Annotated in this window: 22 protein-coding genes and 1 riboswitch; of the genes, 11 read left to right on the top strand and 11 right to left on the bottom strand. The window is 72.9% G+C overall.

Translation table 11 applies throughout. The features are described from left to right. Positions 1 to 169: 169 nt before the first annotated feature. Positions 170 to 856, bottom strand: a complete 687-nt coding sequence (locus ACIA5F_RS23815) for a copper homeostasis protein CutC (RefSeq protein ID WP_399356140.1) — start codon at positions 854 to 856, stop codon at positions 170 to 172. A 125-nt stretch (positions 857 to 981) separates the two neighbouring features. On the opposite strand from ACIA5F_RS23815, the gene ACIA5F_RS23810 reads away from it, so the two are divergent. After that, a complete protein-coding gene (locus ACIA5F_RS23810; RefSeq protein WP_399356138.1) occupies positions 982 to 1692 on the top strand; it encodes a hypothetical protein in 711 nt (236 codons plus the stop codon). Between the two features lie 168 nt (positions 1693 to 1860). Further along, a complete protein-coding gene (locus ACIA5F_RS23805; RefSeq protein WP_399356136.1) occupies positions 1861 to 3087 on the top strand; it encodes a Cmx/CmrA family chloramphenicol efflux MFS transporter in 1227 nt (408 codons plus the stop codon). Between the two features lie 204 nt (positions 3088 to 3291). Here the strand turns inward: ACIA5F_RS23805 and ACIA5F_RS23800 are convergent, their stop codons facing one another. Together ACIA5F_RS23800 and ACIA5F_RS23795 are read right to left on the bottom strand one after the other, a co-directional pair. Further along, positions 3292 to 3558, bottom strand: a complete 267-nt coding sequence (locus ACIA5F_RS23800; RefSeq protein ID WP_399356135.1) for a DUF4031 domain-containing protein — start codon at positions 3556 to 3558, stop codon at positions 3292 to 3294. 7 nt (positions 3559 to 3565) lie between these two features. Further along, positions 3566 to 3997 carry a hypothetical protein gene (locus tag ACIA5F_RS23795; RefSeq protein WP_399356133.1) on the bottom strand — a complete coding sequence of 144 codons (432 nt, stop codon included), beginning with the start codon at positions 3995 to 3997 and terminating at the stop codon, positions 3566 to 3568. A 134-nt stretch (positions 3998 to 4131) separates the two neighbouring features. Here ACIA5F_RS23795 and ACIA5F_RS23790 point away from each other — a divergent pair, with 134 nt between their 5' ends. The 5 genes from ACIA5F_RS23790 to ACIA5F_RS23770 all read left to right on the top strand — a co-directional run bounded on the left by ACIA5F_RS23790 (position 4132) and on the right by ACIA5F_RS23770 (position 8762). Next, positions 4132 to 5235: a MurR/RpiR family transcriptional regulator gene (locus ACIA5F_RS23790; protein ID WP_399356131.1), complete on the top strand. Its 1104-nt coding sequence runs from the start codon at positions 4132 to 4134 to the stop codon at positions 5233 to 5235. 39 nt (positions 5236 to 5274) lie between these two features. Next, positions 5275 to 6255: an N-acetylmuramic acid 6-phosphate etherase gene (gene murQ / locus ACIA5F_RS23785; RefSeq protein ID WP_399356129.1), complete on the top strand. Its 981-nt coding sequence runs from the start codon at positions 5275 to 5277 to the stop codon at positions 6253 to 6255. 75 nt (positions 6256 to 6330) lie between these two features. Then, positions 6331 to 7836, top strand: coding sequence for a PTS transporter subunit EIIC (locus ACIA5F_RS23780; RefSeq protein ID WP_399356127.1), 1506 nt, complete (start codon positions 6331 to 6333; stop codon positions 7834 to 7836). A 207-nt stretch (positions 7837 to 8043) separates the two neighbouring features. Next, positions 8044 to 8352 carry a CopG family transcriptional regulator gene (locus tag ACIA5F_RS23775; RefSeq protein WP_399356125.1) on the top strand — a complete coding sequence of 103 codons (309 nt, stop codon included), beginning with the start codon at positions 8044 to 8046 and terminating at the stop codon, positions 8350 to 8352. Then, positions 8349 to 8762 (top strand): PIN domain-containing protein, encoded by a 414-nt coding sequence (locus ACIA5F_RS23770; RefSeq protein ID WP_399356123.1) that lies wholly within the window; start codon positions 8349 to 8351, stop codon positions 8760 to 8762. Before ACIA5F_RS23775 ends, ACIA5F_RS23770 begins: the two co-directional genes overlap by 4 nt. Here the strand turns inward: ACIA5F_RS23770 and ACIA5F_RS23765 are convergent. After that, positions 8752 to 10221 (bottom strand): alanine/glycine:cation symporter family protein, encoded by a 1470-nt coding sequence (locus tag ACIA5F_RS23765; RefSeq protein WP_399356121.1) that lies wholly within the window; start codon positions 10219 to 10221, stop codon positions 8752 to 8754. The genes ACIA5F_RS23770 and ACIA5F_RS23765 overlap by 11 nt on opposite strands. Before the next feature lie 219 nt (positions 10222 to 10440). Between ACIA5F_RS23765 and ACIA5F_RS23760 the strand changes: the two genes are divergently transcribed. Both ACIA5F_RS23760 and ACIA5F_RS23755 read left to right on the top strand, forming a co-directional pair. Beyond that, positions 10441 to 10803 carry a helix-turn-helix domain-containing protein gene (locus ACIA5F_RS23760; protein ID WP_399356119.1) on the top strand — a complete coding sequence of 121 codons (363 nt, stop codon included), beginning with the start codon at positions 10441 to 10443 and terminating at the stop codon, positions 10801 to 10803. A 124-nt stretch (positions 10804 to 10927) separates the two neighbouring features. Continuing rightward, on the top strand, positions 10928 to 11338 hold the full coding sequence (locus ACIA5F_RS23755; RefSeq protein WP_399356117.1) for a GNAT family N-acetyltransferase: 411 nt from the start codon (positions 10928 to 10930) through the stop codon (positions 11336 to 11338). Positions 11339 to 11452: 114 nt separating this feature from the next. On the opposite strand, the gene ACIA5F_RS23750 is transcribed toward ACIA5F_RS23755, so the two are convergent. The 7 genes from ACIA5F_RS23750 to thrC all read right to left on the bottom strand — a co-directional run bounded on the left by ACIA5F_RS23750 (position 11453) and on the right by thrC (position 17282). Next, the gene (locus tag ACIA5F_RS23750; protein ID WP_399356115.1) at positions 11453 to 12055 is read right to left on the bottom strand and encodes a phosphoribosylanthranilate isomerase; all 603 of its coding nucleotides are present in this window, start codon (positions 12053 to 12055) and stop codon (positions 11453 to 11455) included. 17 nt (positions 12056 to 12072) lie between these two features. Next, positions 12073 to 12465 carry a type II toxin-antitoxin system VapC family toxin gene (locus ACIA5F_RS23745; protein WP_399356114.1) on the bottom strand — a complete coding sequence of 131 codons (393 nt, stop codon included), beginning with the start codon at positions 12463 to 12465 and terminating at the stop codon, positions 12073 to 12075. Further along, entirely contained in the window at positions 12465 to 12698 is a 234-nt protein-coding gene (locus tag ACIA5F_RS23740) for a hypothetical protein (protein ID WP_399356112.1), read from the bottom strand. Before ACIA5F_RS23740 ends, ACIA5F_RS23745 begins: the two co-directional genes overlap by 1 nt. Positions 12699 to 12909: 211 nt before the next feature. Next, a complete protein-coding gene (groL, locus tag ACIA5F_RS23735) occupies positions 12910 to 14532 on the bottom strand; it encodes a chaperonin GroEL (RefSeq protein WP_399356110.1) in 1623 nt (540 codons plus the stop codon). Positions 14533 to 15003: 471 nt separating this feature from the next. After that, positions 15004 to 15210: a cold-shock protein gene (locus ACIA5F_RS23730; protein WP_030009783.1), complete on the bottom strand. Its 207-nt coding sequence runs from the start codon at positions 15208 to 15210 to the stop codon at positions 15004 to 15006. Between the two features lie 397 nt (positions 15211 to 15607). Further along, entirely contained in the window at positions 15608 to 15883 is a 276-nt protein-coding gene (locus ACIA5F_RS23725; protein WP_399356108.1) for a MoaD/ThiS family protein, read from the bottom strand. 124 nt (positions 15884 to 16007) lie between these two features. After that, positions 16008 to 17282: a threonine synthase gene (gene thrC, locus ACIA5F_RS23720; RefSeq protein ID WP_399356106.1), complete on the bottom strand. Its 1275-nt coding sequence runs from the start codon at positions 17280 to 17282 to the stop codon at positions 16008 to 16010. A gap of 16 nt (positions 17283 to 17298) precedes the next feature. Continuing rightward, positions 17299 to 17446, bottom strand: a riboswitch (SAM riboswitch). 253 nt (positions 17447 to 17699) lie between these two features. Here thrC and ACIA5F_RS23715 point away from each other — a divergent pair. After that, on the top strand, positions 17700 to 18650 hold the full coding sequence (locus ACIA5F_RS23715; protein WP_399356104.1) for a glucosyl-3-phosphoglycerate synthase: 951 nt from the start codon (positions 17700 to 17702) through the stop codon (positions 18648 to 18650). Positions 18651 to 18717: 67 nt separating this feature from the next. Beyond that, entirely contained in the window at positions 18718 to 20178 is a 1461-nt protein-coding gene (locus ACIA5F_RS23710) for a trehalose-6-phosphate synthase (protein ID WP_399356102.1), read from the top strand. Positions 20179 to 20246 lie beyond the last annotated feature (68 nt).

Raw genomic sequence — 20246 nt, 5'->3', positions numbered from 1 at the left:
TCGGCCCCCGCCCGCCCCCCCCCCCCCCCCCCCCCACCCCCCCCCCCCCCACCCCCCCCCCCCCCCCCCCCCCCCCCCCCCCCCCCCCCGGCACCGGCCCCCACCCCGCCAAGGCCCGCCCGGACCCCCGCCAAGGCCAAGCCCGGCCCCGCCGCCCCGCCGCGGACCGTCAGGCCAGCGCCGCCCGCCACTCCGCGACCGCCGCCGCCGAGACCGGCTGCTCCCACCCCCGCGGCCTGGCCGCGCCGCCGATGTGGAACGCGTCGAGCCCGGCCGCGCGCAGCACCGGCAGGTGCGCCAGCGTCAGCCCGCCGCCCACCAGAATCCGCGCCTCGTACCCCGGCTCCCCCCGCCGCGCCGCCTCCGCGAGCAGCACCGGCAGCCCCACCTCGACCCCGGCCGCCGCACCGGCGGTCAGGTAGGTGTCCAGACCCGGCAGCTCCGCGAGCGCCTTCCGCAGCTGGTCCCGGTCCGTGGCGCGGTCGACGGCGCGGTGGAAGGTCCAGCGGCAGCCGTCCAGTTCCGCGACCAGGGCTTCGACGGCGGCCAGGTCGGGGCTGCCGTCCGGGTGCAGGAAGCCGAGGACGAACTCCCGCGCCCCCTCGGCCCGCAGCGCCCGCGCCTGGGCCACGAGGGCGTCGACGTCGCCCGCCGCGAACCCGTCCGTCTTGCGGAGCATCACGCGCAGCGGGATGTCGACCGCCGCCCTGATCTCCGCGAAGGTCTCGCGAGGCGGGGTGAGCCCGTCGGCGGCCATGTCGGTGACCAGTTCGAGTCGGTCCGCCCCACCGGCCTGGGCCGCGATCGCGTCTTCCACGTCGAGGGCGATCACCTCCAGGAGCGCACGGTTGCTCATTTGATCCCATCCTTCGGAAAACTGCTCGTGTGACCCTTATGAAAAATAGGTCTAGTCCAATGTCCAGGGTACGGGCCCGCGCCCGCCCTCCACCAGCACAATCACGCCACCCCCACAATGTGCGCATGGACACCGACGCCCCGCACACCGACACCCCGCCCGACCCCGCCCCACCCGCCGCCGGAACCGCCGCCGCGACCACCGCCCGGCTCCGCGCCGCCTGGCAGGCGACCGCCACCGCCGCCGGAGCGCGGCGCGACCCCGCCCCCTACGCGGAGCGGCTCCTCGCCGCCTGGGCCGAGCCGCAGCGCCGGTACCACACCACCGCGCACCTGGCCGACGTCCTCGCGCGGATCGACGTACTCGCCCCGCACGCCGCCGACCCCGTCGCCGTACGGCTCGCCGCCTGGTTCCACGACGCCGTCTACCGCCCCGACCGCTCCGAGAACGAGGAGCGCAGCGCGGCCCTGGCCGAGCGCGCCCTGCCCGAGCTCGGCGTCGGCGCCGCCCGCACCGCCGAGGTGGCCCGGCTGGTCCGGCTCACCGTCGGCCACGACCCCGCCCCCGGCGACACCAACGGCGAGGTCCTGTGCGACGCCGACCTCGCCGTCCTGGCCGGCCCCCCGCACCCCGACTACGCCGCGTACGCCGCGGCTGTCCGCGCCGAGTACGGATTCGTCCCGGACGACGCCTTCCGCACCGGCCGCGCCGCCGTCCTGCGCCACCTGCTCGACCTGCCGCGCCTCTTCCGCACCCCCCACGGCCGCGCCCACTGGGAGGCCCCGGCCCGCGCCAACCTCACCGCCGAACTCGCCGCCCTGCTGCCCCGCGCCTGACACGCCCTGACACGCCCTGCCCCGCCGCCGCCCCGGCCGGACGACCTGCCCGGACGACCCGTACGTACGCCGGCACACGGCCGACACACGGCCGACACGTGCGCGGGAATTCGATCCCGTTCGCGGCGGTTGACCACAGTCATGCCCGCAGCCGCCACACGCACCCGCATGCCCGTCGCCGTCTACGTCCTCGGCCTGTCCGTCTTCGCCCTCGGAACCAGTGAGTTCATGCTCTCCGGGCTCCTGCCACCCATCGCCGAGGACATGGACGTCACCATTCCGCAGGCGGGCCTGCTCATATCCGCCTTCGCGATCGGCATGGTCGTCGGCGCCCCCCTGCTGGCCGTGGCCACCCTGCGCCTCCCGCGCCGCACCACCCTCGTCTCGCTCATCAGCGTCTTCGGCCTCGGCCAGGTCGCGGGCGCGCTGGCCCCCACGTACGAGCTGCTCTTCGCCTCCCGCGTGGTCTCCGCCCTCGCCTGCGCCGGCTTCTGGGCCGTCGGCGCGTCCGTCGCCATCGCCATGGTCGAGAAGGACCAGCGGGCCCGTGCCATGGCCGTCATGATCGGTGGCCTCTCCGTCGCCAACGTCCTCGGCGTCCCCGCCGGGGCCTTCCTCGGCGAGCACTTCGGCTGGCGCTCGGCCTTCTGGTCGGTCGGCGCGGCCTCCGCCGTCGCCCTCGCCGGCATCCTGGCGCTGGTCCCCAAGATCCCGCTGCCCGCCGAGAAGCCCTCGCTCGGCCGTGAGCTGGGGATCTACCGCGACCGCCAGGTGTGGCTGGCGATCGGCCTCACGGCCCTCTCCGCGGGCGGCGTCTTCTGCGCCTTCAGCTACCTGTCGCCGCTGCTCACGGACGTGGCCGGGCTGGACTCGCAGTGGGTCCCGTGGGTCCTCGGTCTCTTCGGGGCGGGCGCGCTGATCGGCACCACCGTCGGCGGCCGGGTCGCGGACGCGCACCTGTTCGGCGTGATGATCTGGGGCATCACCGCCTCGACCGTCTTCCTGACCGCGCTGGCCCTGCTGGCCTCCGTACAGGCCGCGGCGATCGGCCTGTCGTTCCTCATCGGCCTCTCCGCCTTCTTCACCGCCCCGGCGCTCAACGCCCGGATGTTCAACGTGGCCGCCGCCGCCCCGACCCTGGCCGGCGCCACCACCACGGCCGCCTTCAACCTCGGCAACACCGGCGGCCCCTGGCTCGGCGGTACGGTCATCGACGCCGGGCTCGGCTTCTCCGCCACCGCCTGGGCGGGCGCCGCCATGACGGTCACCGCGATCGCCCTCGCCGTCGCCGCCCTGCGCCTGGACCGCCGTACGCCGCCCCGCGCGACCCGGGTGGTCACCGGCTCGGCCCCGGCCACGGCCCCGGAGCTGCCGGAACGGACCGCCCGCGCCTGACCCCGCCCACAAGCCCGGGCGCGGGCGCGGGCACCCGCCCACAGGCCCGGACCGCACGGCGACGGCCCCGCAGCACGTGGCCCCGTACGCCCCGTACGCCCCCGTACGGACCGGCAGCCACGGGGTGCACAGGGGCCACGGGGGCCACGCACCCGGTGCGCCACGGCCGGCCCGTAGGCCCCGCGCGCACCACCCGTACGCCCGCTACGCTGGCCGGCCCTTCGGCCTGCGGAGCCCGGCGGCCGTGAGGCGGCGGACCAGTTCCTTGCTGCCGACCTCCACCGCGCCCGCGTCCACCGCGCCCGGATACCGGTGCGAGGGGACGTCGTAGTGGTCCCCGTCGAACGCCTTCGGCGGGCAGCCGATGCCCGCCGCGAAGGCATGCAGCTCCTCGTACGAGACGTCGCTGACCAGGTGCGACCACATGCGGCCGTGGCCCGGCCAGGTCGGCGGGTCGATGTAGAGCGTCACCGGCGGCTCACCGGCCCGCGCCGCCGCCCGCGCCGCTCTCCCCACCGGCTCCGGCTCCGGCGTCGGCACCGCCGCCGAGGACGAGGCCCAGCGCGCCCACCGCCGCCACCCGGACCCCCGCCTCCGAGCAGACCCAGTGCGGGTCGGGGCCCAGCTCCGGCTCCACGTCCAGCGCGTGCGGGTCGCCGTGCCCGCAGACCGGGCAGAGCGGCCAGCGCCCGTACTTCTCCAGCAGCGCGTCCTGCACGTCCTGGGCGACGAGCCCGGCCAGGTAGCCGACCCCCTCGGGCCACTGCTCCACCCACCACCTGCGGTGCGTGACCGAGTCCTCCACGAGGGAGACGACATCGGCGTCGGCGACCTCACCCGCGGCGAGATCGGCGAGCACGAGGGCGCGGGCAACGTGCAGCGCCTGTTCCAGGGGGGTCGCGTGGTCCATGCGTCCATTGTGGCCCCCCGGCCGCCGGGTGCCGGCAAGTGACGAAGGCCCTCCTCCCGGGCCGCGGAGGTCCCCGGCAACCGGTGTCTTACGGCTTCTTGACGTCCGGCCACGACTGAAAATACGTTTCAGCCATGAGCACGGACGCGAAAGAAACTTTCAGCACCACCGCCGCGCAGGCCCCCCGGACCCCCCGGACCCCGCGGGAACCCGCCCGCACCCCGGCCCCGGCCCCGGCCACCACCCCGGCCCCGGTCCCGGCTCCTGCGGCGGCCCCCGCGACCACCCGCGTGACCACCCGTGCGACCGTCCCCGCGACCGCCCCGGCCCCCACACCCACCCCCGGCACGCTCCGCGCCCGCATCCGCAGCCTCGGCCCCTCCATGACCCGCTCCGTGCAGGCCGTCGCCGAGGCCGTCGCCGCCGACCCGGCGGGCTGCGCCCGCCTCACCGTCTCCGCCCTCGCCGAGCACACCGGCACCAGCGAGGCCACCGTCGTCCGCGCCGCCCGCCTCCTCGGCTACCCCGGCTACCGCGACCTGCGCCTGGCCCTCGCCGCCCTCGCCGCCCAGCAGGAGTCGGGCACGGCGCCCGCCGTCACCGCGGACATCACCGTGGACGACCCCCTCGCGGACGTCATCGCCAAGCTGGCCCACGAGGAGGCCCAGACCCTCGCCGACACCGCCGCCGCGCTCGACCTCGGCCAGCTCGCCGGAGCCGTCACCGCCCTCGCGACGGCCCGCCGGATCGACATCTACGGCGTCGGCGCCTCCTGCCTCGTCGGCCAGGACCTCGCCCAGAAACTGCTCCGCATCGGCCTCCTCGCCCACGCCCACAGCGACCCCCACCTGGCCGTCACCAACGCCGTCCAGCTCCGCCCCGGCGACGTGGCCGTCGCGATCACCCACTCCGGCTCGACGGGCGACGTGATCGACCCCCTCCGGACCGCCTTCGAACGCGGCGCCACCACCATCGCGCTCACCGGCCGCCCGAACTCCCCGGTCACCCACTACGCCGACCTGGTCCTGGCCACCTCCGCGGCCCGCGAGACCCAGCTCCGCCCGGCCGCCATGTCCAGCCGCACCAGTCAGCTCCTCGTCGTCGACTGCCTCTTCGTCGGCGTCGCCCAGCAGACCTACGAGAGCGCCGCACCCGCCCTCACCGCCTCCTACGAGGCGCTCGCCTCCCGCCACCGGGCCCCCGTACCCAGCAGCAGACGCGGCACCACCACCCGCTGAGCGGCACCACCACCCGCCGAACCGCCAGGAGCCCCCGCCATGACCGCGCGCACCGACCGCACCGACCGCACCGACCGCACCGACCGCACCGGCTTCCGTGCCCTCCGCGACCAGCTGGAGACCCTGACCACCGAGGCGTTCCGCCCCGAACTGGCCGGGATCGACCAGCTGCCCACCCTCGACATCGTCCGCCTCATGAACGGCGAGGACGCCACCGTCCCGGCCGCCGTCGCCGCCCGGCTGCCGGAGATCGCCGCCGCGATCGACGCCATCGCGGAACGGATGGCCCGGGGCGGCCGGCTGGTCTACGCGGGCGCCGGGACGGCCGGACGGATGGGCGTCCTGGACGCCAGCGAGTGCCCGCCCACCTTCAACACCGACCCGTCCCAGGTCGTCGGCCTGATCGCGGGCGGCCCCGCCGCCATGGTCAAGGCCGTCGAGGGCGCCGAGGACTCCAGGGAACTCGCCGCCGAGGACCTCACCGCCCTCGCCCTCACCGCCGACGACACCGTGATCGGCATCTCCGCCTCCGGGCGCACCCCGTACGCGATCGGCGCCGTCGAGTTCGCCCGTACCCGCGGCGCCCTCACCGTGGGCCTCTCCTGCAACGCCGGTTCCGCGCTCGCGGCAGCCGCCGAACACGGCGTCGAGGTCGTCGTCGGACCGGAACTGCTCACCGGCTCCACCCGGCTGAAGGCCGGCACCGCGCAGAAACTCGTCCTCAACCTGATCTCGACCGTCACGATGATCCGGCTCGGGAAGACGTACGGGAACCTCATGGTCGACATGCGCTCCAGCAACGAGAAGCTGCGCGCCCGCGCCCGCCGGATCGTGGCGCTGGCCACCGGGGCGCCCGACGAGGAGATCGAGGCGGCGCTCACCGCCACCGGCGGCGAGGTCAAGAACGCCGTCCTCGTCGTCCTCGGCGGTGTAGACGGCCCGGCCGCGGCCGGGCTGCTCACCGCCTCCGGCGGCCACCTCCGCGCGGCCCTCACCCTCGCCCAGACCCAGGCCCGCTGACCCGCACCGCCCTCCCCTCCCCTCTCCCCCTTCCTCCCTCCCCCGCCCGCATTCCCACAGCAAGGCGACCACCACATGTCCACGGACAAGAACCGCGCCACCGCCGCCGCGATCCTTCCTCTGGTCGGCGGCCCGGACAACATCACCTCGATCGCGCACTGCATGACCCGGCTGCGCATCGGCCTGCGCGACCGCTCGCTCGTCGACGACGCGGCCCTCAGGGCGCTCCCGGCCGTCATGGGCGTGGTCGAGGACGACACCTACCAGATCGTGCTGGGGCCGGGGACCGTCGCCCGGGTGACCCCCGAGTTCGAGGCGCTGGTCGCGGAGGGCCGCACGTCCGCGCCCCGCCCCGTCACCGCCGGCGCGCTGGCCTCGCAGGGCGCGGCGATCAAGGAGGCGCGGAAGGCGAAGAACTCCACGCCCTTCAAGCTGTTCCTGCGCCGCATCGCGAACATCTTCGTGCCGCTGATCCCGGCCCTGATCGGCTGCGGCATCATCGCGGGGCTGAACGGCGTCCTGACCAACCTGGGCTGGCTGCCCTCGATCGTCCCCGCGCTCGCCGCGATGGCCTCCGGCTTCATGTCGCTGATCGCCGTCTTCGTCGGCTACAACACGGCCAAGGAGTTCGGCGGGACCGCGATCCTCGGCGGCGCCGTCGCCGCGATCATCGTCTTCCCCGGTGTCGCGAAGATCGACGCCTTCGGCCAGCAGCTCTCCCCGGGCCAGGGCGGCGTCCTCGGCGCGCTGGCGGCGGCCCTGCTCGCCGTGTACGTCGAGAAGTGGTGCCGCAAATGGGTCCCCGAGTCCCTGGACGTCCTGGTCACCCCGACCCTCACCGTCCTGATCGCCGGCCTGGTCACCCTCTTCGGCCTGATGTTCGTCGCCGGTGAGGTCTCCACCGCCATCGGCACCTTCGCCACCTGGCTCCTCGCCACCGGCGGCGCCTTCGCCGGGCTGGTCCTGGGCGGGCTCTTCCTCCCGCTGGTGATGCTCGGCCTGCACCAGGCCCTGATCCCCCTCCACACCACCCTGATCGAACAGACCGGCTACACCGTCCTGCTGCCCATCCTCGCCATGGCGGGCGCGGGCCAGGTCGGCGCGGCCATCGCGGTGTACTGCCGGCTCCCGCGCAACGGCTCGCTCCGCACCACCATCAGGTCCGCGCTCCCGGCCGGCTTCCTAGGCGTCGGCGAACCGCTGATCTACGGCGTCTCGCTCCCCCTGGGCCGCCCCTTCGTCACCGCCTGCGTCGGCGGCGCGGCCGGCGGCGCCTTCGTCGGCCTCTTCAACCAGCTCGGCGTGGCCTTCGGCTCCACCGCCATCGGCCCCTCGGGCTGGGCGCTCTTCCCGCTGCTGGACGGCAAGGCCGGGATGGGTCTGACCATCGCGATCTACGCGGGCGGGCTGGCCGTCGGCTACCTGGTGGGCTTCATCGCCACCTACTTCTTCGGCTTCACCCGCCAGATGCTGACCGACCTGAACACCGACCCCGACCCGGCCACCGCGACCTCTCCGGCCCCGCCCACGGTCCCGTCCCCGGCCTCGGACGGCCCGCCGAAGGAACCGGCGACAGCCTGACGCCCTCCGCGGAAGGAGCAGGGCGGGGAGCCTCGTACCGACGGGGCTCCCCGCCCTCCGTCATCCCGGGACCCGCCCCCTCACCCCATCGGGCGAACCCGCCCTGGAACCCACCCGACGGTGCGCATATGCCGGAAACCTATGCGTATGCATTTCCTCAGCCCACACGCCGAACACGGCGGTAGCATCAGAAGTAGCATGGGTGGCATGAGTGATGCCACCCAGAAGTACTCGATCTCGATGCCCCGCGCCATCGCAGAGGCCGCCCGCGCCCGCAGCGGCCCCTCCGGCCTCTCCGCCTACGTCACCGCCGCCGTGGCCCGCCAGATCGAGCGGGACAACCTCAACGAACTCATCGCCGCGGCCGAGGCCGAAATCGGCCCGATCAGCCAGGAAGAGATCCAGGCCAAGGGGGACATCCTGCTCGGCGTACGCCGGGAGCAGACCATCCCCACCGATAGCCAGCACCCCAGCCAACACGGGGACCCAGCAGAGAGTGACCGAAACGCCGCATGAAGCCACTGCTAGTTCCCCCCGCGGCCACTCTCGTCCTCGACAGCGAGGGCCTCTCCAAGTACCTCCTCAGGGACCCTGAGGTCGTCGGATGGCTCGCGGCTGCCGGAGCCAGGGACGTACGCGTCATCACGAGCACGGTCACCCTGGTCGAGGTGATCCACCCTCGCATCAACCACGCGGCCCTCCAGTGGGCCCTGTCCCGCATCGTGGTCGAACCCGTCACCGAAGAGATCGCCCACCGGGCCACGGCCCTGCTGCGCGAAGCGGGCCTGCACGGGCACAAGTACGCCATCGATGCGATCCTCGCCGCCACCGCGCTCGCCGCGCCGGGGCCCGTCACCGTCCTCACCTCCGACCCCGAGGACCTCGCCGCACTCGGCGGCAAGGACCTCACCACCGTCAGGGTCTGATCCGCGCCGCGCCCGCCGGGACCCGGGCCGGCTCGGGGGCACGGGCCGGGTCCCAGCACTGGACGCCCCTCAGGTCCGGCATGCGGTCGCGGGTGAAGACCGGGTCCAGGCCCGCCCGGCGCTGCGCGAGGTAGTCGTCCAGCAGCCGGAAGGCGATCCCCGCCAGCGGCAGGATCGCGAGCAGGTTGACCAGCGCCATCAGGCCCATGAAGACGTCGGCCAGGTTCCAGACCACCGACACCGAGCCCAGCGAGCCCAGCACCACCGCGCACAGGACCAGCGCGCGGTACCCGGGCAGGACCCACCGCTTGCGGGTGATGAACTGGATGTTGGTCTCGCCGTAGTAGTAGTTCCCGATCATCGAACTGAAGGCGAGCATGAAGACGACCACCGTCAGCAGATGACCCGCCCAGCCGCCCAGCGTCTCGCTCAGCGCGGTCTGCGTGAGGTCCGCGCCCTGGCGCCCGGACAGCTCGGGATTGGTCACGAGCACGACGAAGGCCGTCATCGTGCAGACCAGGAGCGTGTCGAAGAAGACGCCGAGGGCCTGTACGAGGCCCTGCTTGACCGGGTGCGAGACCTCCGCCGTCGCACCCGCGTTCGGGGCCGAGCCGAGGCCCGCCTCGTTGGAGAACATGCCGCGCCGGATGCCCTGCTGGATCGCCACGCCGATCCCGCCCGCCGCCACCTCGCGCAGCCCGAAGGCACCGCCGACGATGTCCGCGACGACCCGGGGGAGCTCGGTGATGTTGAGGAGGACGACCGCGAGGCCCAGCAGCAGGTAGACCACCGCCATCACCGGGACGAGGACGGTGGTCACCGCCGAGATCCGCCGGACCCCGCCGAAGACGGCCAGTGCCAGCAGCGCCGCCAGCAGCACGCCCGCCACCGGCCCGGACCACGCCGTACCGGTCCCCGGCAGCGAGCCGGAGGCCACCGACGAGATGGTGTTGGCCTGCACGGCGTTGAAGACGAAACCGAAGGTGACGGTGATGGTCACCGCGAAGACGACACCCAGCCAGCGTGTACCGAGCGCGCGCTGCATGTAGTACGCGGGACCGCCCCGGTAGGCGCCGGAGGCGTTGCGCACCTTGTAGAGCTGGGCGAGCGCCGACTCCACGAAGGCGGAGGCCGCGCCGATGACCGCCATCACCCACATCCAGAAGACGGCGCCCGCCCCGCCCAGGGTGATCGCGGTCGCCACCCCGGCGATGTTGCCGGTGCCGACGCGCGCGGCGGCGGAGATGGTGAAGGCCCCGAACGACGAGACCTGCTTGCGGCCGTCCGCGCGCGGCGGGGTCTTCTCCTTCACCACGCGGAACATCTCGGGGAGCAGGCGCAGCTGAACACCACGGGACCGGACCGTGAAGTACAGTCCGGCACCGACCACCAGCGGAATCAGCAGGTAGGTCCAGAGGTGATCGTTCACCGCGACGATCAACGAGTCCAGGGTGTCCATGAACGGAAGTGTCCCCGGGGCGGAAGGCCCGCCGACAGGGACCTAGGTCCACGACCGGCAGGACCGAAGGCCCCACAAAAGCCCCCTTCGGTCCCGCACCGCTCCACCCGCCCCCCCGCACGCACTCCCTGCGCACACCCCCCGCACGCACCTCCACGTACGCCACCACCCGCACCCCGGCCACCTCGCGTACGGCCGCGGCGAGGAAGGGGACGCCCCATGAACCACACCCGCTGGAAGCCGGCCCGGGAGAAACGGCCCCCGGGAGAACGCACCGGGCCCGCCGGGGCCGAGGAGACCGAGGCCGAGGCCGAGCAGGCGGAGATCCGGCTGGCGATGGCCTTCGCCAAAGCCGTCTACGACCGCCGCACCGCCCTGGGCCTCTCCCAGGCCGAGCTGGCCGGGCGCGCCGGGCTCACGCAGGCGGAGGTCTCCCGCGTGGAAGGAGCCGACGCCGTCCCCGCGCTGCCCCTGCTGCGCCGCCTCGCCCACGCGCTGGACGCCTCCCTGCACATCACCCTGGGCGAGGGCCACGAGGAGGTCGTCCTCATCGCACGGCCCACCGCCCCGGCTCCCCCCTGACGCGAGCCCCCGCGGCCGACACCCGAGACTGGGGGCATGGGCGGCAACGGAATGAACGGCGCGGCCCACCGCGCGACGGACGGCACGGGCGGACGGTACGACGGACAACCGGGCGGACGGCGGGGTGGAGATCGTCACGGCCGGGGCGGACGCGGAGCTCGACGCGCGGCTGAGCAAGGAACTCGACGCCTTCAACCTCAGGGCGACCCCGGGCAGCGCGCAGGCCGAGTTCACCGTACGGATCACCGACGCGGCCGGTGGACTCGTCGCCGGTCTCAGCGGCTGGAGCTGGGGGGAGCGCGCGGGCATCGGCATGGTGTGGGTCCGTGACGACAGCCGTACGGCGGGCTGGGGCGGCACACTGCTGGCCGCCGCCGAGGCCGAGGCCCGTGCCCGCGGGTGCCGTACCGTCCTCGTCTCCTCCTTCACCTTCCAGGCCCCGGCCTTCTACGCCCGCCACGGCTACACCGAGACGGCCCGCGTCCCGGGCTTCCCCGGCGGCCACGAGGACGTGTACTTCCTCAAGCAGCTGTGAACCGAGGGGCCCGGACCCACCGGGACTCCAGAGGCGCCGGGTCCGCCCGGGAGTCACCCGGGCATCCCCCGGGAACCCCCGGGGCTCCCTGGAAACCGCCCGCCCCCGCCGGACTCAGAGGCCCCGGGCGGCGTCGGCGAAGGCGCGGATCAGCTCCGGCGACTTCACCCCGCGCTCCCGCTCGACCCCGCTGGAGACGTCCACGCCCCACGCCCCGGTGGCCCGTACGGCCTCCCGGACGTTCGCCGGGGTCAGCCCGCCCGCCAGCAGCCAGCGCCCCTCGGGGGCGGTGAACTCCGCAGAGCCCCAGTTCCAGGGCTTGCCCGAGCCCGGGTCGGGGGCGTCGAGCAGCAGCAGGTCCTCGCCCAGCTCGCCGCAGCGCCGGACGTGCTCCGCCGTGGCGCGGATCAGCGTCCGGCCCGGCGCGCGCAGCTCCTCGTAGTACTCGGGCCCCTCGTCCCCGTGGAGCTGCACGGCGAGCACCCCGCTCTCCTCGGCCAGCCGCCCGACCTCCGCCACCGGCTGCCCCCGGAACACGCCGACCGTGAGAATCCCGGCCGGGACCCGCCGGGCGAGCGCCCGCGCCGTGGCGGCGTCGACCGTACGCGGGCTGCCCGGGGCGAACACGAACCCGACGGCGTCGGCCCCGGCCTCCACCGCCGCCTCGACGTCCCGCGCGGTCCGCAGCCCGCAGATCTTGATGAACACGTCAGTCATGACCGCAGTCAACCAGGTCAGGCGGGCGCGTCGACGACGAGTCCGGCATCCCGCGCGGCATCGGCGAGCCGCTTGTCGTACGTGACGAACGAGGTGAGCCGCGCGCCGAGGCCGAGCGCCGTCGCGAGGTGGACGGCGTCCAGGCTGCGCACGGTGGCCGGGCGCACGGTCTGGGCGAGGATGCGGATGCCGGCATCGAGATCGATCAGCTCGATCAGGTCCAGGACCAGATGGAGCCGGACGGCCGCTTGCGGCGCGTAGCGGGCCAGCGCCCTGAAGGACTCCACCTCCGCCAGGACCGAGCTGACCCATCCGGTCTCCGCCCTCTCGTCGAGCCAGTCGCGCAACGCCTGCGACTCGGATTCGGCGTGGACCAGCTTCACGACCGCGGCGGAGTCGAGATAGATCATCAGCGCTCGTCCTCCCGGCTCCGGGAGAGCTCCGCCGCGATGTCGATGCCGTCGGGCTCGCCCAGCGGCATGCGGAGCACCGCGCGCCGCAGCGCGGCGGCGCGCTCCTTGCGCAGAGCCGCTTCGAGCACGGCGGCTCTTATGGCCACGGATCGCGAGCTGCCGTCCCGGGTGAGGACGTCCAAGGCGTGCTCGGTCTCGGAGTCGGTGCGGATCGTCACGGTGTCAGCCATGACAGAAGCGTAAGACGGAACGTCTTACAAGACCAGTCGCCCGTCCGGGGCACCCGGAAACACGCCGTAGCCCCCGGACCGCCCCCTCCGCCCGGGGACTCCCCCGTACCCCGGAGCCGCACCCCGGAGCCGCGCCCGCGAACGCCCGAGGGCGGCACCCCCCGCGGGGGGTGCCGCCCTCGTTCGAGAACAGCCGATCAGCCGGGGCCGATCAGAAGTCCATGTCACCGCCCGGCATGCCGCCGCCCGCGGGGGCACCGGCCTTCTCGGGCTTGTCGGCGATGACGGCCTCGGTGGTCAGGAACAGCGCGGCGATCGACGCGGCGTTCTGCAGCGCGGAGCGCGTGACCTTCGCCGGGTCGATGATGCCCTCGGCGATGAGGTCGACGTACTCGCCGGTGGCCGCGTTCAGGCCCCAGCCCGGGGTCAGGTTGCGGACCTTCTCCACGACGACGCCACCCTCAAGGCCGGCGTTGACGGCGATCTGCTTCAGCGGGGCCTCCAGCGCGAGCTTGACGGCGGCAGCGCCGGTCGCCTCGTCGCCCGTGAGCTCCAGCTTCTCGAAGACCGCGGAGGCCTGCAGCAGCGCCACGCCACCACCGGCGACGATGCCCTCCTCGACGGCCGCCTTCGCGTTGCGAACGGCGTCCTCGATGCGGTGCTTGCGCTCCTTGAGCTCGACCTCGGTCGCGGCACCGGCCTTGATGACGGCCACGCCGCCGGCCAGCTTCGCGAGGCGCTCCTGGAGCTTCTCGCGGTCGTAGTCCGAGTCGGAGTTCTCGATCTCGGCGCGGATCTGGTTGACGCGACCCTGAACCTGGTCGCTGTCACCGGCACCGTCGACGATCGTGGTCTCGTCCTTGGTGATGACGACCTTGCGGGCGCGGCCGAGCAGGTCGAGACCGGCGTTCTCCAGCTTGAGGCCGACCTCCTCGGAGATGACGGTGCCACCGGTGAGGATGGCGATGTCGCCGAGCATGGCCTTGCGGCGGTCACCGAAGCCCGGGGCCTTGACGGCGACGGACTTGAAGGTGCCACGGATCTTGTTGACGACCAGGGTCGACAGGGCCTCGCCCTCGACGTCCTCGGCGATGATCAGCAGCGGCTTGCCGGACTGCATGACCTTCTCCAGGAGCGGCAGCAGGTCCTTGACCGAGCCGATCTTGGAGTTGACGATCAGGATGTACGGGTCGTCGAGGGACGACTCCATGCGCTCCATGTCGGTGGCGAAGTACGCCGAGATGTAGCCCTTGTCGAAGCGCATGCCCTCGGTGAGCTCAAGCTCCAGACCGAAGGTCTGGGACTCCTCGACGGTGATGACGCCTTCCTTGCCGACCTTGTCCATGGCCTCGGCGATGAGCTCGCCGATCTGGGTGTCGGCGGCGGAGATGGAGGCCGTGGAAGCGATCTGCTCCTTGGTCTCGACATCCTTCGCCTGCGCGAGCAGGGCGGCGGAGACGGCCTCGACGGCCTTCTCGATGCCCCGCTTGAGCGCCATCGGGTTGGCACCGGCGGCGACGTTGCGCAGGCCCTCGCGGACGAGCGCCTGGGCCAGCACGGTCGCGGTGGTCGTACCGTCGCCGGCGACGTCGTCCGTCTTCTTGGCGACTTCCTTGACCAGCTCGGCGCCGATCTTCTCGTACGGGTCCTCGAGCTCGATCTCCTTGGCGATGGAGACACCATCGTTGGTGATCGTGGGGGCACCCCACTTCTTCTCAAGGACGACGTTGCGACCCTTGGGGCCAAGGGTGACCTTGACGGCGTCGGCGAGCTGGTTCATCCCACGCTCGAGGCCGCGCCGGGCCTCCTCGTTGAACGCAATGATCTTGGCCATCTGAAGTGGTCCTCCCAGGGGGTCCCTCCCATGCCGAAGGCCATGGGGGAAGGGGTGGATTGCTCCGGACCGCGCCCGCGCCCGCGACGGACGGCCTGCGTGTTCGGCGGTTCCTTCCCGCCGGACCCCGCGGGCCTCACCGGCCCGGTCCTGGTTCTGTTCTGGTAGCACTCTCACCTGGAGAGTGCTAACGCCAATGATTAGCACTCGACCCCCGCGAGTGCAAGCGGCTTGGGACAACGCCCGGCCGGGACACGGCCTCCGCGCGACCCGTACCGCCCGGCAACCGCACCGGAAACGGGCCGGAACCCGGCCGGAACCACCGCCGCCCCGGACCCCTGACGAGCGGCCCGGACCACCGGAGGGCGGCGGCACGACGAGGGGCCCGCATCCCGTGTCCAGGATGGGGCCCCTCGTATCCGTGCGTCTGTTTCCTGCGTCTGTACGCGTCGGTGGCCGATCGCGCCGGGACTAGCCGAGTGCGAGTTTGACCATGTCCGCCTGCGGACCCTTCTGGCCCTGCGAGATCTCGAACTCGACCCGCTGACCTTCTTCAAGGGTGCGGTACCCGTCCATCTGGATGGCGCTGTAGTGGACGAACACATCCGCACCACCGTCGACCGCGATGAAGCCGTAGCCCTTCTCCGCGTTGAACCACTTGACGGTGCCCTGAGCCATGCCTAACTCCCCTATTACTGGCCCTTGCGCAGGAACGCACTTCGCGCTCCCGGGTCAGAACTTGCGTCGGAACGCGTCGACCGAGGCTGAATGTATCCGCGCCAACGCGGTCTGCAACAGGCCGATCCGGCGAGAAATCCGGACACTCGGAAAGAAGGAAATAAAGTGAAAATTTGACATATTCCCGGGCAACTCGGGCCCGGCATATCTCGCCAAAGCCTCATAACGCGCTCGCACATTGACCCGATGTCGACCCTGGCGTGGCCGGCTCATATGCGGCCGGCAAGAACAGCGGAGGGGACTTCCCCAACTCTACCGTGCCCAATCACGCAGAATTGCCCCCTCCGCTTATCGGCGGAGAGGGCAATCGGGGGTCGGCCACGTATGTCCGGGTGGGTCAGCCGCCCGCGACGGCGGGGATGATCGAGACGCCCGCCCCGTCCGGGGTGACCGCGCCGAGCCCGCCCTCGAAGCGCACGTCGTCGTCGTTGACGTAGACGTTCACGAAGCGGCGGAGCTTGCCCTCGTCGTCCAGGACGCGCGCGGAGATGCCCGGGTGGTTCGCCTCCAGCGACTGGATGACCTCGGCCAGGGTCGCGCCCTCGGCCGGGACCTCGGCCTGGCCGCCGGTGTAGGTGCGCAGGATGGTGGGGATGCGGACGTTGACGCTCATGGCGCTGCTGCCTTTCCGGGTACGGGTACGGATGCGGGAGGGGAAGGTCGAGGAAGTGCCGCGCGGACCACTGTCGGCCGGTCGGCCGGAACCGGTCCGCCGGACGTCACTTCGAAGACACGACCTAGACCAGGTTGGCGGCGCGGAACGCGTCCAGGCTGGGGCGGATGACGGCGGTCTGGCCGCTGTCCGCGGCCACCGCCTCCAGCGTCTTGAGGCCGTCGCCCGTGTTCAGGACCACGGTGGTCAGCTCCGGGTCGAGCTGCCCGTTCTCGATGAGCTTCTTCGTCACGCCGACGGTCACACCGCCCGCGGTCTCGGCGAAGATGCCCTCGGTCCGCGCGAGGAGCTTGATGGCCTCGACGACCTGCTCGTCGTTGACGTCCTCGACGTAGCCGCCGGTGCGGCGGGCGATGTCGAGGACGTACGGGCCGTCCGCCGGGTTGCCGATGGCGAGGGACTTGGCGATGGTGTCCGGCTTCTGCGGGCGGACCACGTCGTGCCCGGCCTTGAAGGCGGTGGAGACCGGGGAGCAGCCCTCGGCCTGGGCGCCGAAGATCTTGTACGGCCTGTCCTCGACCAGGCCGAGCCTGATCAGCTCCTGGAGCCCCTTGTCGATCTTCGTCAGCTGGGAGCCGGAGGCGATCGGGATCACGATCTGGTCGGGCAGCCGCCAGCCGAGCTGCTCGCAGATCTCGTACGCCAGGGTCTTGGAGCCCTCGCCGTAGTACGGGCGGAGGTTGACGTTGACGAAGCCCCAGCCCTCGCCCAGCGGGTCGCCGATGAGCTCGGAGCAGAAGCGGTTGACGTCGTCGTAGTTGCCCTCGATGCCGATGAGGTCGCCGCCGTAGACACCGGCCATGACGACCTTGCCCTGCTCCAGGTCGTGCGGGATGAACACGCAGGAGCGGAAGCCGGCCCGCGCCGCCGCGGCGCCGACGGCGCCGGCCAGGTTGCCGGTGGAGGAGCAGGAGAGGGTGGTGAAGCCGAAGGCGCGGGCGGCCTCGACGGCGATGGCCACGACGCGGTCCTTGAAGGAGTGCGTCGGGTTGCCGGAGTCGTCCTTGACGTACAGCTTGCCGGTGACGCCGAGTTCCTTGGCCAGGTTGGCCGCGTCGACGAGCTGGGTGAAGCCCGGGTTCAGGCTCGGCTTGGAGGCCACGTCGGCGGGGACGGGCAGCAGCGGCGCGTAGCGCCAGATGTTCGCGGGACCGGCCTCGATCGCGGCGCGCAGGGCCTCGGGGTCACCGGTCGGAAGGTCGTAGGCGACTTCCAGCGGGCCGAAACACTCGACGCAGGCGAAGATGGGGCCGAGTTCGAATCGGGTGGAGCACTCGCGACAGGAAAGCGCGGTGGCGGGTCCGAGATCGACAGAGGTGGCGGCAGTCTGTGCAGACATGATGGAGAGCCCTTTCTCCTCATCTTCCCCATGGCGCACTTCGCCATGAGACGGAATTGGCACCTTTCCGAGCCGGGAGCTTCGCGGGTGAATCATCGCGAAAACCGACTGGAGGGTTGCCGGGGCTTCAACGGGCCGTGTCCCTCTGCCCCTCTGGATGAGCGGTATGGCACCGGGCGGCGCGCTCTACGGCGTACCCGGGCGTTTGTGCACGAGGACCCCCGACATGCGATGGTCCTTCGCGTTGTTCAAGACTGTAACCGAAGGCATGGGCGGTTGAGACAGTCGTCCGCACCGCGAGATGGATCACATACGGGTCACATCAGGATCGCATTTCGGTCGAAATCAGGCCGATGCCAGGCCGATGTCAGGCTGGAACCAGGCCGATGCCAGGTTCGACACCAGGGAGTACGGAACGTGCTGGAAGAGGTGGAGCGCTGGCTGACGGCCCGCTCCTGGGACGCGGCCGACCGACCGCTCGACCAGCTGCTCGCCAGGAAACGGGCGACGGGCACCACGGTCAGCGTGGTGCTGCCCGCGCTCGACGAGGAGGAGACGGTCGGTGACATCGTCGAGGTGATCCGGCGCGATCTGATCGACGGGCTCCCCGTCCCGCTGGTGGACGAACTGGTCGTCGTCGACTCGGGTTCGGCCGACGCCACCGCGCGGGTCGCGGCCGAGGCCGGGGCCCGTGTGGTGCACCGCGACGCGATCCTGCCCCGGCTGCCGGCGCTGCCCGGCAAGGGCGAGGTGCTGTGGCGCTCGCTGCTGGCCACCACCGGGGACGTCGTCTGCTTCGTCGACGCCGACCTGCGGGACTTCTCCTCCTCCTTCGTCTCCGGGATCGTGGGGCCGCTGCTGACCGAGCCGGACGTGCAGTTCGTCAAGGCGATGTACGACCGCCCGCTCGGCGACGCGCCGGGCCAGGGCGGCCGGGTGACCGAGCTGGTGGCGCGCCCGCTGCTGAACCTGCACTGGCCGCGGCTGGCCGGCTTCGTGCAGCCGCTGGGCGGGGAGTACGCCGTACGCCGCCGCCTGCTGGAGCGGCTGCCGTTCCCCGTCGGGTACGGCGTCGAGCTGGGCCTGCTGGTGGACGCGCTGCACACGGTCGGGCTGGACGCGCTGGCCCAGGTGGACGTCGGGGTACGGCTCCACCGGCACCAGGACGGGCAGGCGCTGGGGCGGATGGCCGCGGCGATCTACCGGACGGCGCAGCTGCGCCTCTCGCGCGGGCACCTCGTCCGGCCGGAGCTGACGCAGTTCGAGCGGGGTCCGGAGGGGTTCGTGCCGCACACGTACCCGGTGGACACCGAGGAACGGCCGCCGATGCGCGGGATCGAGGAGTACACGCGGCGCCGCGTGGCGTGAGCGGGCGTGGCCGGCGGAACGCATGGCAGAACGTTTGAGCGGGGGCGGGCCGGGCTAGGTTGGCCGCATGGCTTCCCAGGTGCTCGTCGCAGCGAACCGTGGCCCGCTCTCCTACGCCCTCGGGCCCGACGGCGCCCTCAGCGCCCGCCGGGGCGGGGGCGGGCTCGTCTCCGGCCTCTCGGCCGCCCTCGCGGAGCAGCCGGGGGCGGTGTGGATCTGCGCGGCCCTGTCGGAGGCGGACCGGGAGGCGGTCCGCCGGGGCGTCTCCGAGCCGGGCGTCCGGATGCTGGACATCGATCCCGCGGTGTACGACGACGCGTACAACGGCATCGCCAACTCGGTGCTCTGGTTCACCCACCACCACCTCTACGACATCCCGCGCGAGCCGGTCTTCGACGCGGAGTTCCGGCGGCGCTGGGAGTCGTACGTGGCGTACAACGGGGCCTTCGCGCGGGCGCTGGCGGACGAGGCGGCGCGGGGGGCCCGCGTCCTGGTCCAGGACTACCATCTGGCCCTGGTCCCGGGGCAGTTGCGGGAGTTGCGTCCGGACCTGCGGATCGCGCACTTCACGCACACGCCGTGGGCGTCGCCGGAGTTCCTGCGCATGCTGCCCGACGACATCCGCGAGCAGCTCCTGTGGGGGATGCTCGGCGCGGACCGGCTGGGCTTCCACACCTGGGCGTGGGCGGCCAACTTCATCGGCGGCGCGCACCTGGACTCCGCGAGCGGGACCGCCGAACCGTCCTACCCCCGCGACGGCCTGGCAGGGGTGTGGCAGCGCAGGACGCTCCCGGACGGCGGCGGGTCCGGGCCGAAGCGGTTCACCGCGGTGGGCCACTACCCGCTGGGCGTGGACGGCGAGGAGATCCGCGCGCTGGCCCACCGGCCGGAGGTGGCGGAGCGGCTGGCGGAGCTGCGGGCGGAGCTGGCGGGGCTGCGGACGATCGCGCGGGTGGACCGGACCGAGCTGTCGAAGAACATCGTGCGGGGCCTGCTGGCCTACCGGGAGCTGCTGGTCTCCCGTCCCGAGTGGCGCGGCCGGGTGGTCCACCTGGCCTCGGCCTACCCGTCCCGGCAGGACCTGGCGGTGTACCGGGAGTACACGGCGGCGGTGGCGGAGCTGGCGGACCGGATCAACGCGGAGTTCGGCACACCGGGGTGGCAGCCGGTGGTGGTGTCGGTGAAGGACGACTTCACGCGCTCGCTGGCGGTGTACCGGCTGGCGGACGTGGCGCTGGTCAACCCGGTGCGGGACGGGATGAACCTGGTGGCGAAGGAGATCCCGGTGGCCTCGGACGCGGGCTGCGTGCTGGTCCTGTCCACGGGTGCGGGGGCGTACGAGGAGCTGCGGGAGGACGCGCTGACGGTGAACCCGTACGACGTGACGGAGACGGCCGAGGCCCTGCACCGGGCCCTGTCCATGCCGGACGCGGAGCGGGCGGAGCGGACGAAGCGGCTGGCCGCGGCGGCGACGGCGCTCCCCCCGGCCCGGTGGTTCGCGGCCCAGCTCGCCGACCTGGAGGACTGACCCGGAGGACTGGCCCGGAGGACTGGCCCGGACAGGGCCGGGCCGGGCCGGGCCCGCAGAGCCCCGGC

It is taken from the genome of Streptomyces sp. NPDC051567 (assembly GCF_044454165.1).
Classification (GTDB): Bacteria; Actinomycetota; Actinomycetes; order Streptomycetales; family Streptomycetaceae; genus Streptomyces.
This window is presented reverse-complemented; position numbering and strand designations above follow the sequence as displayed.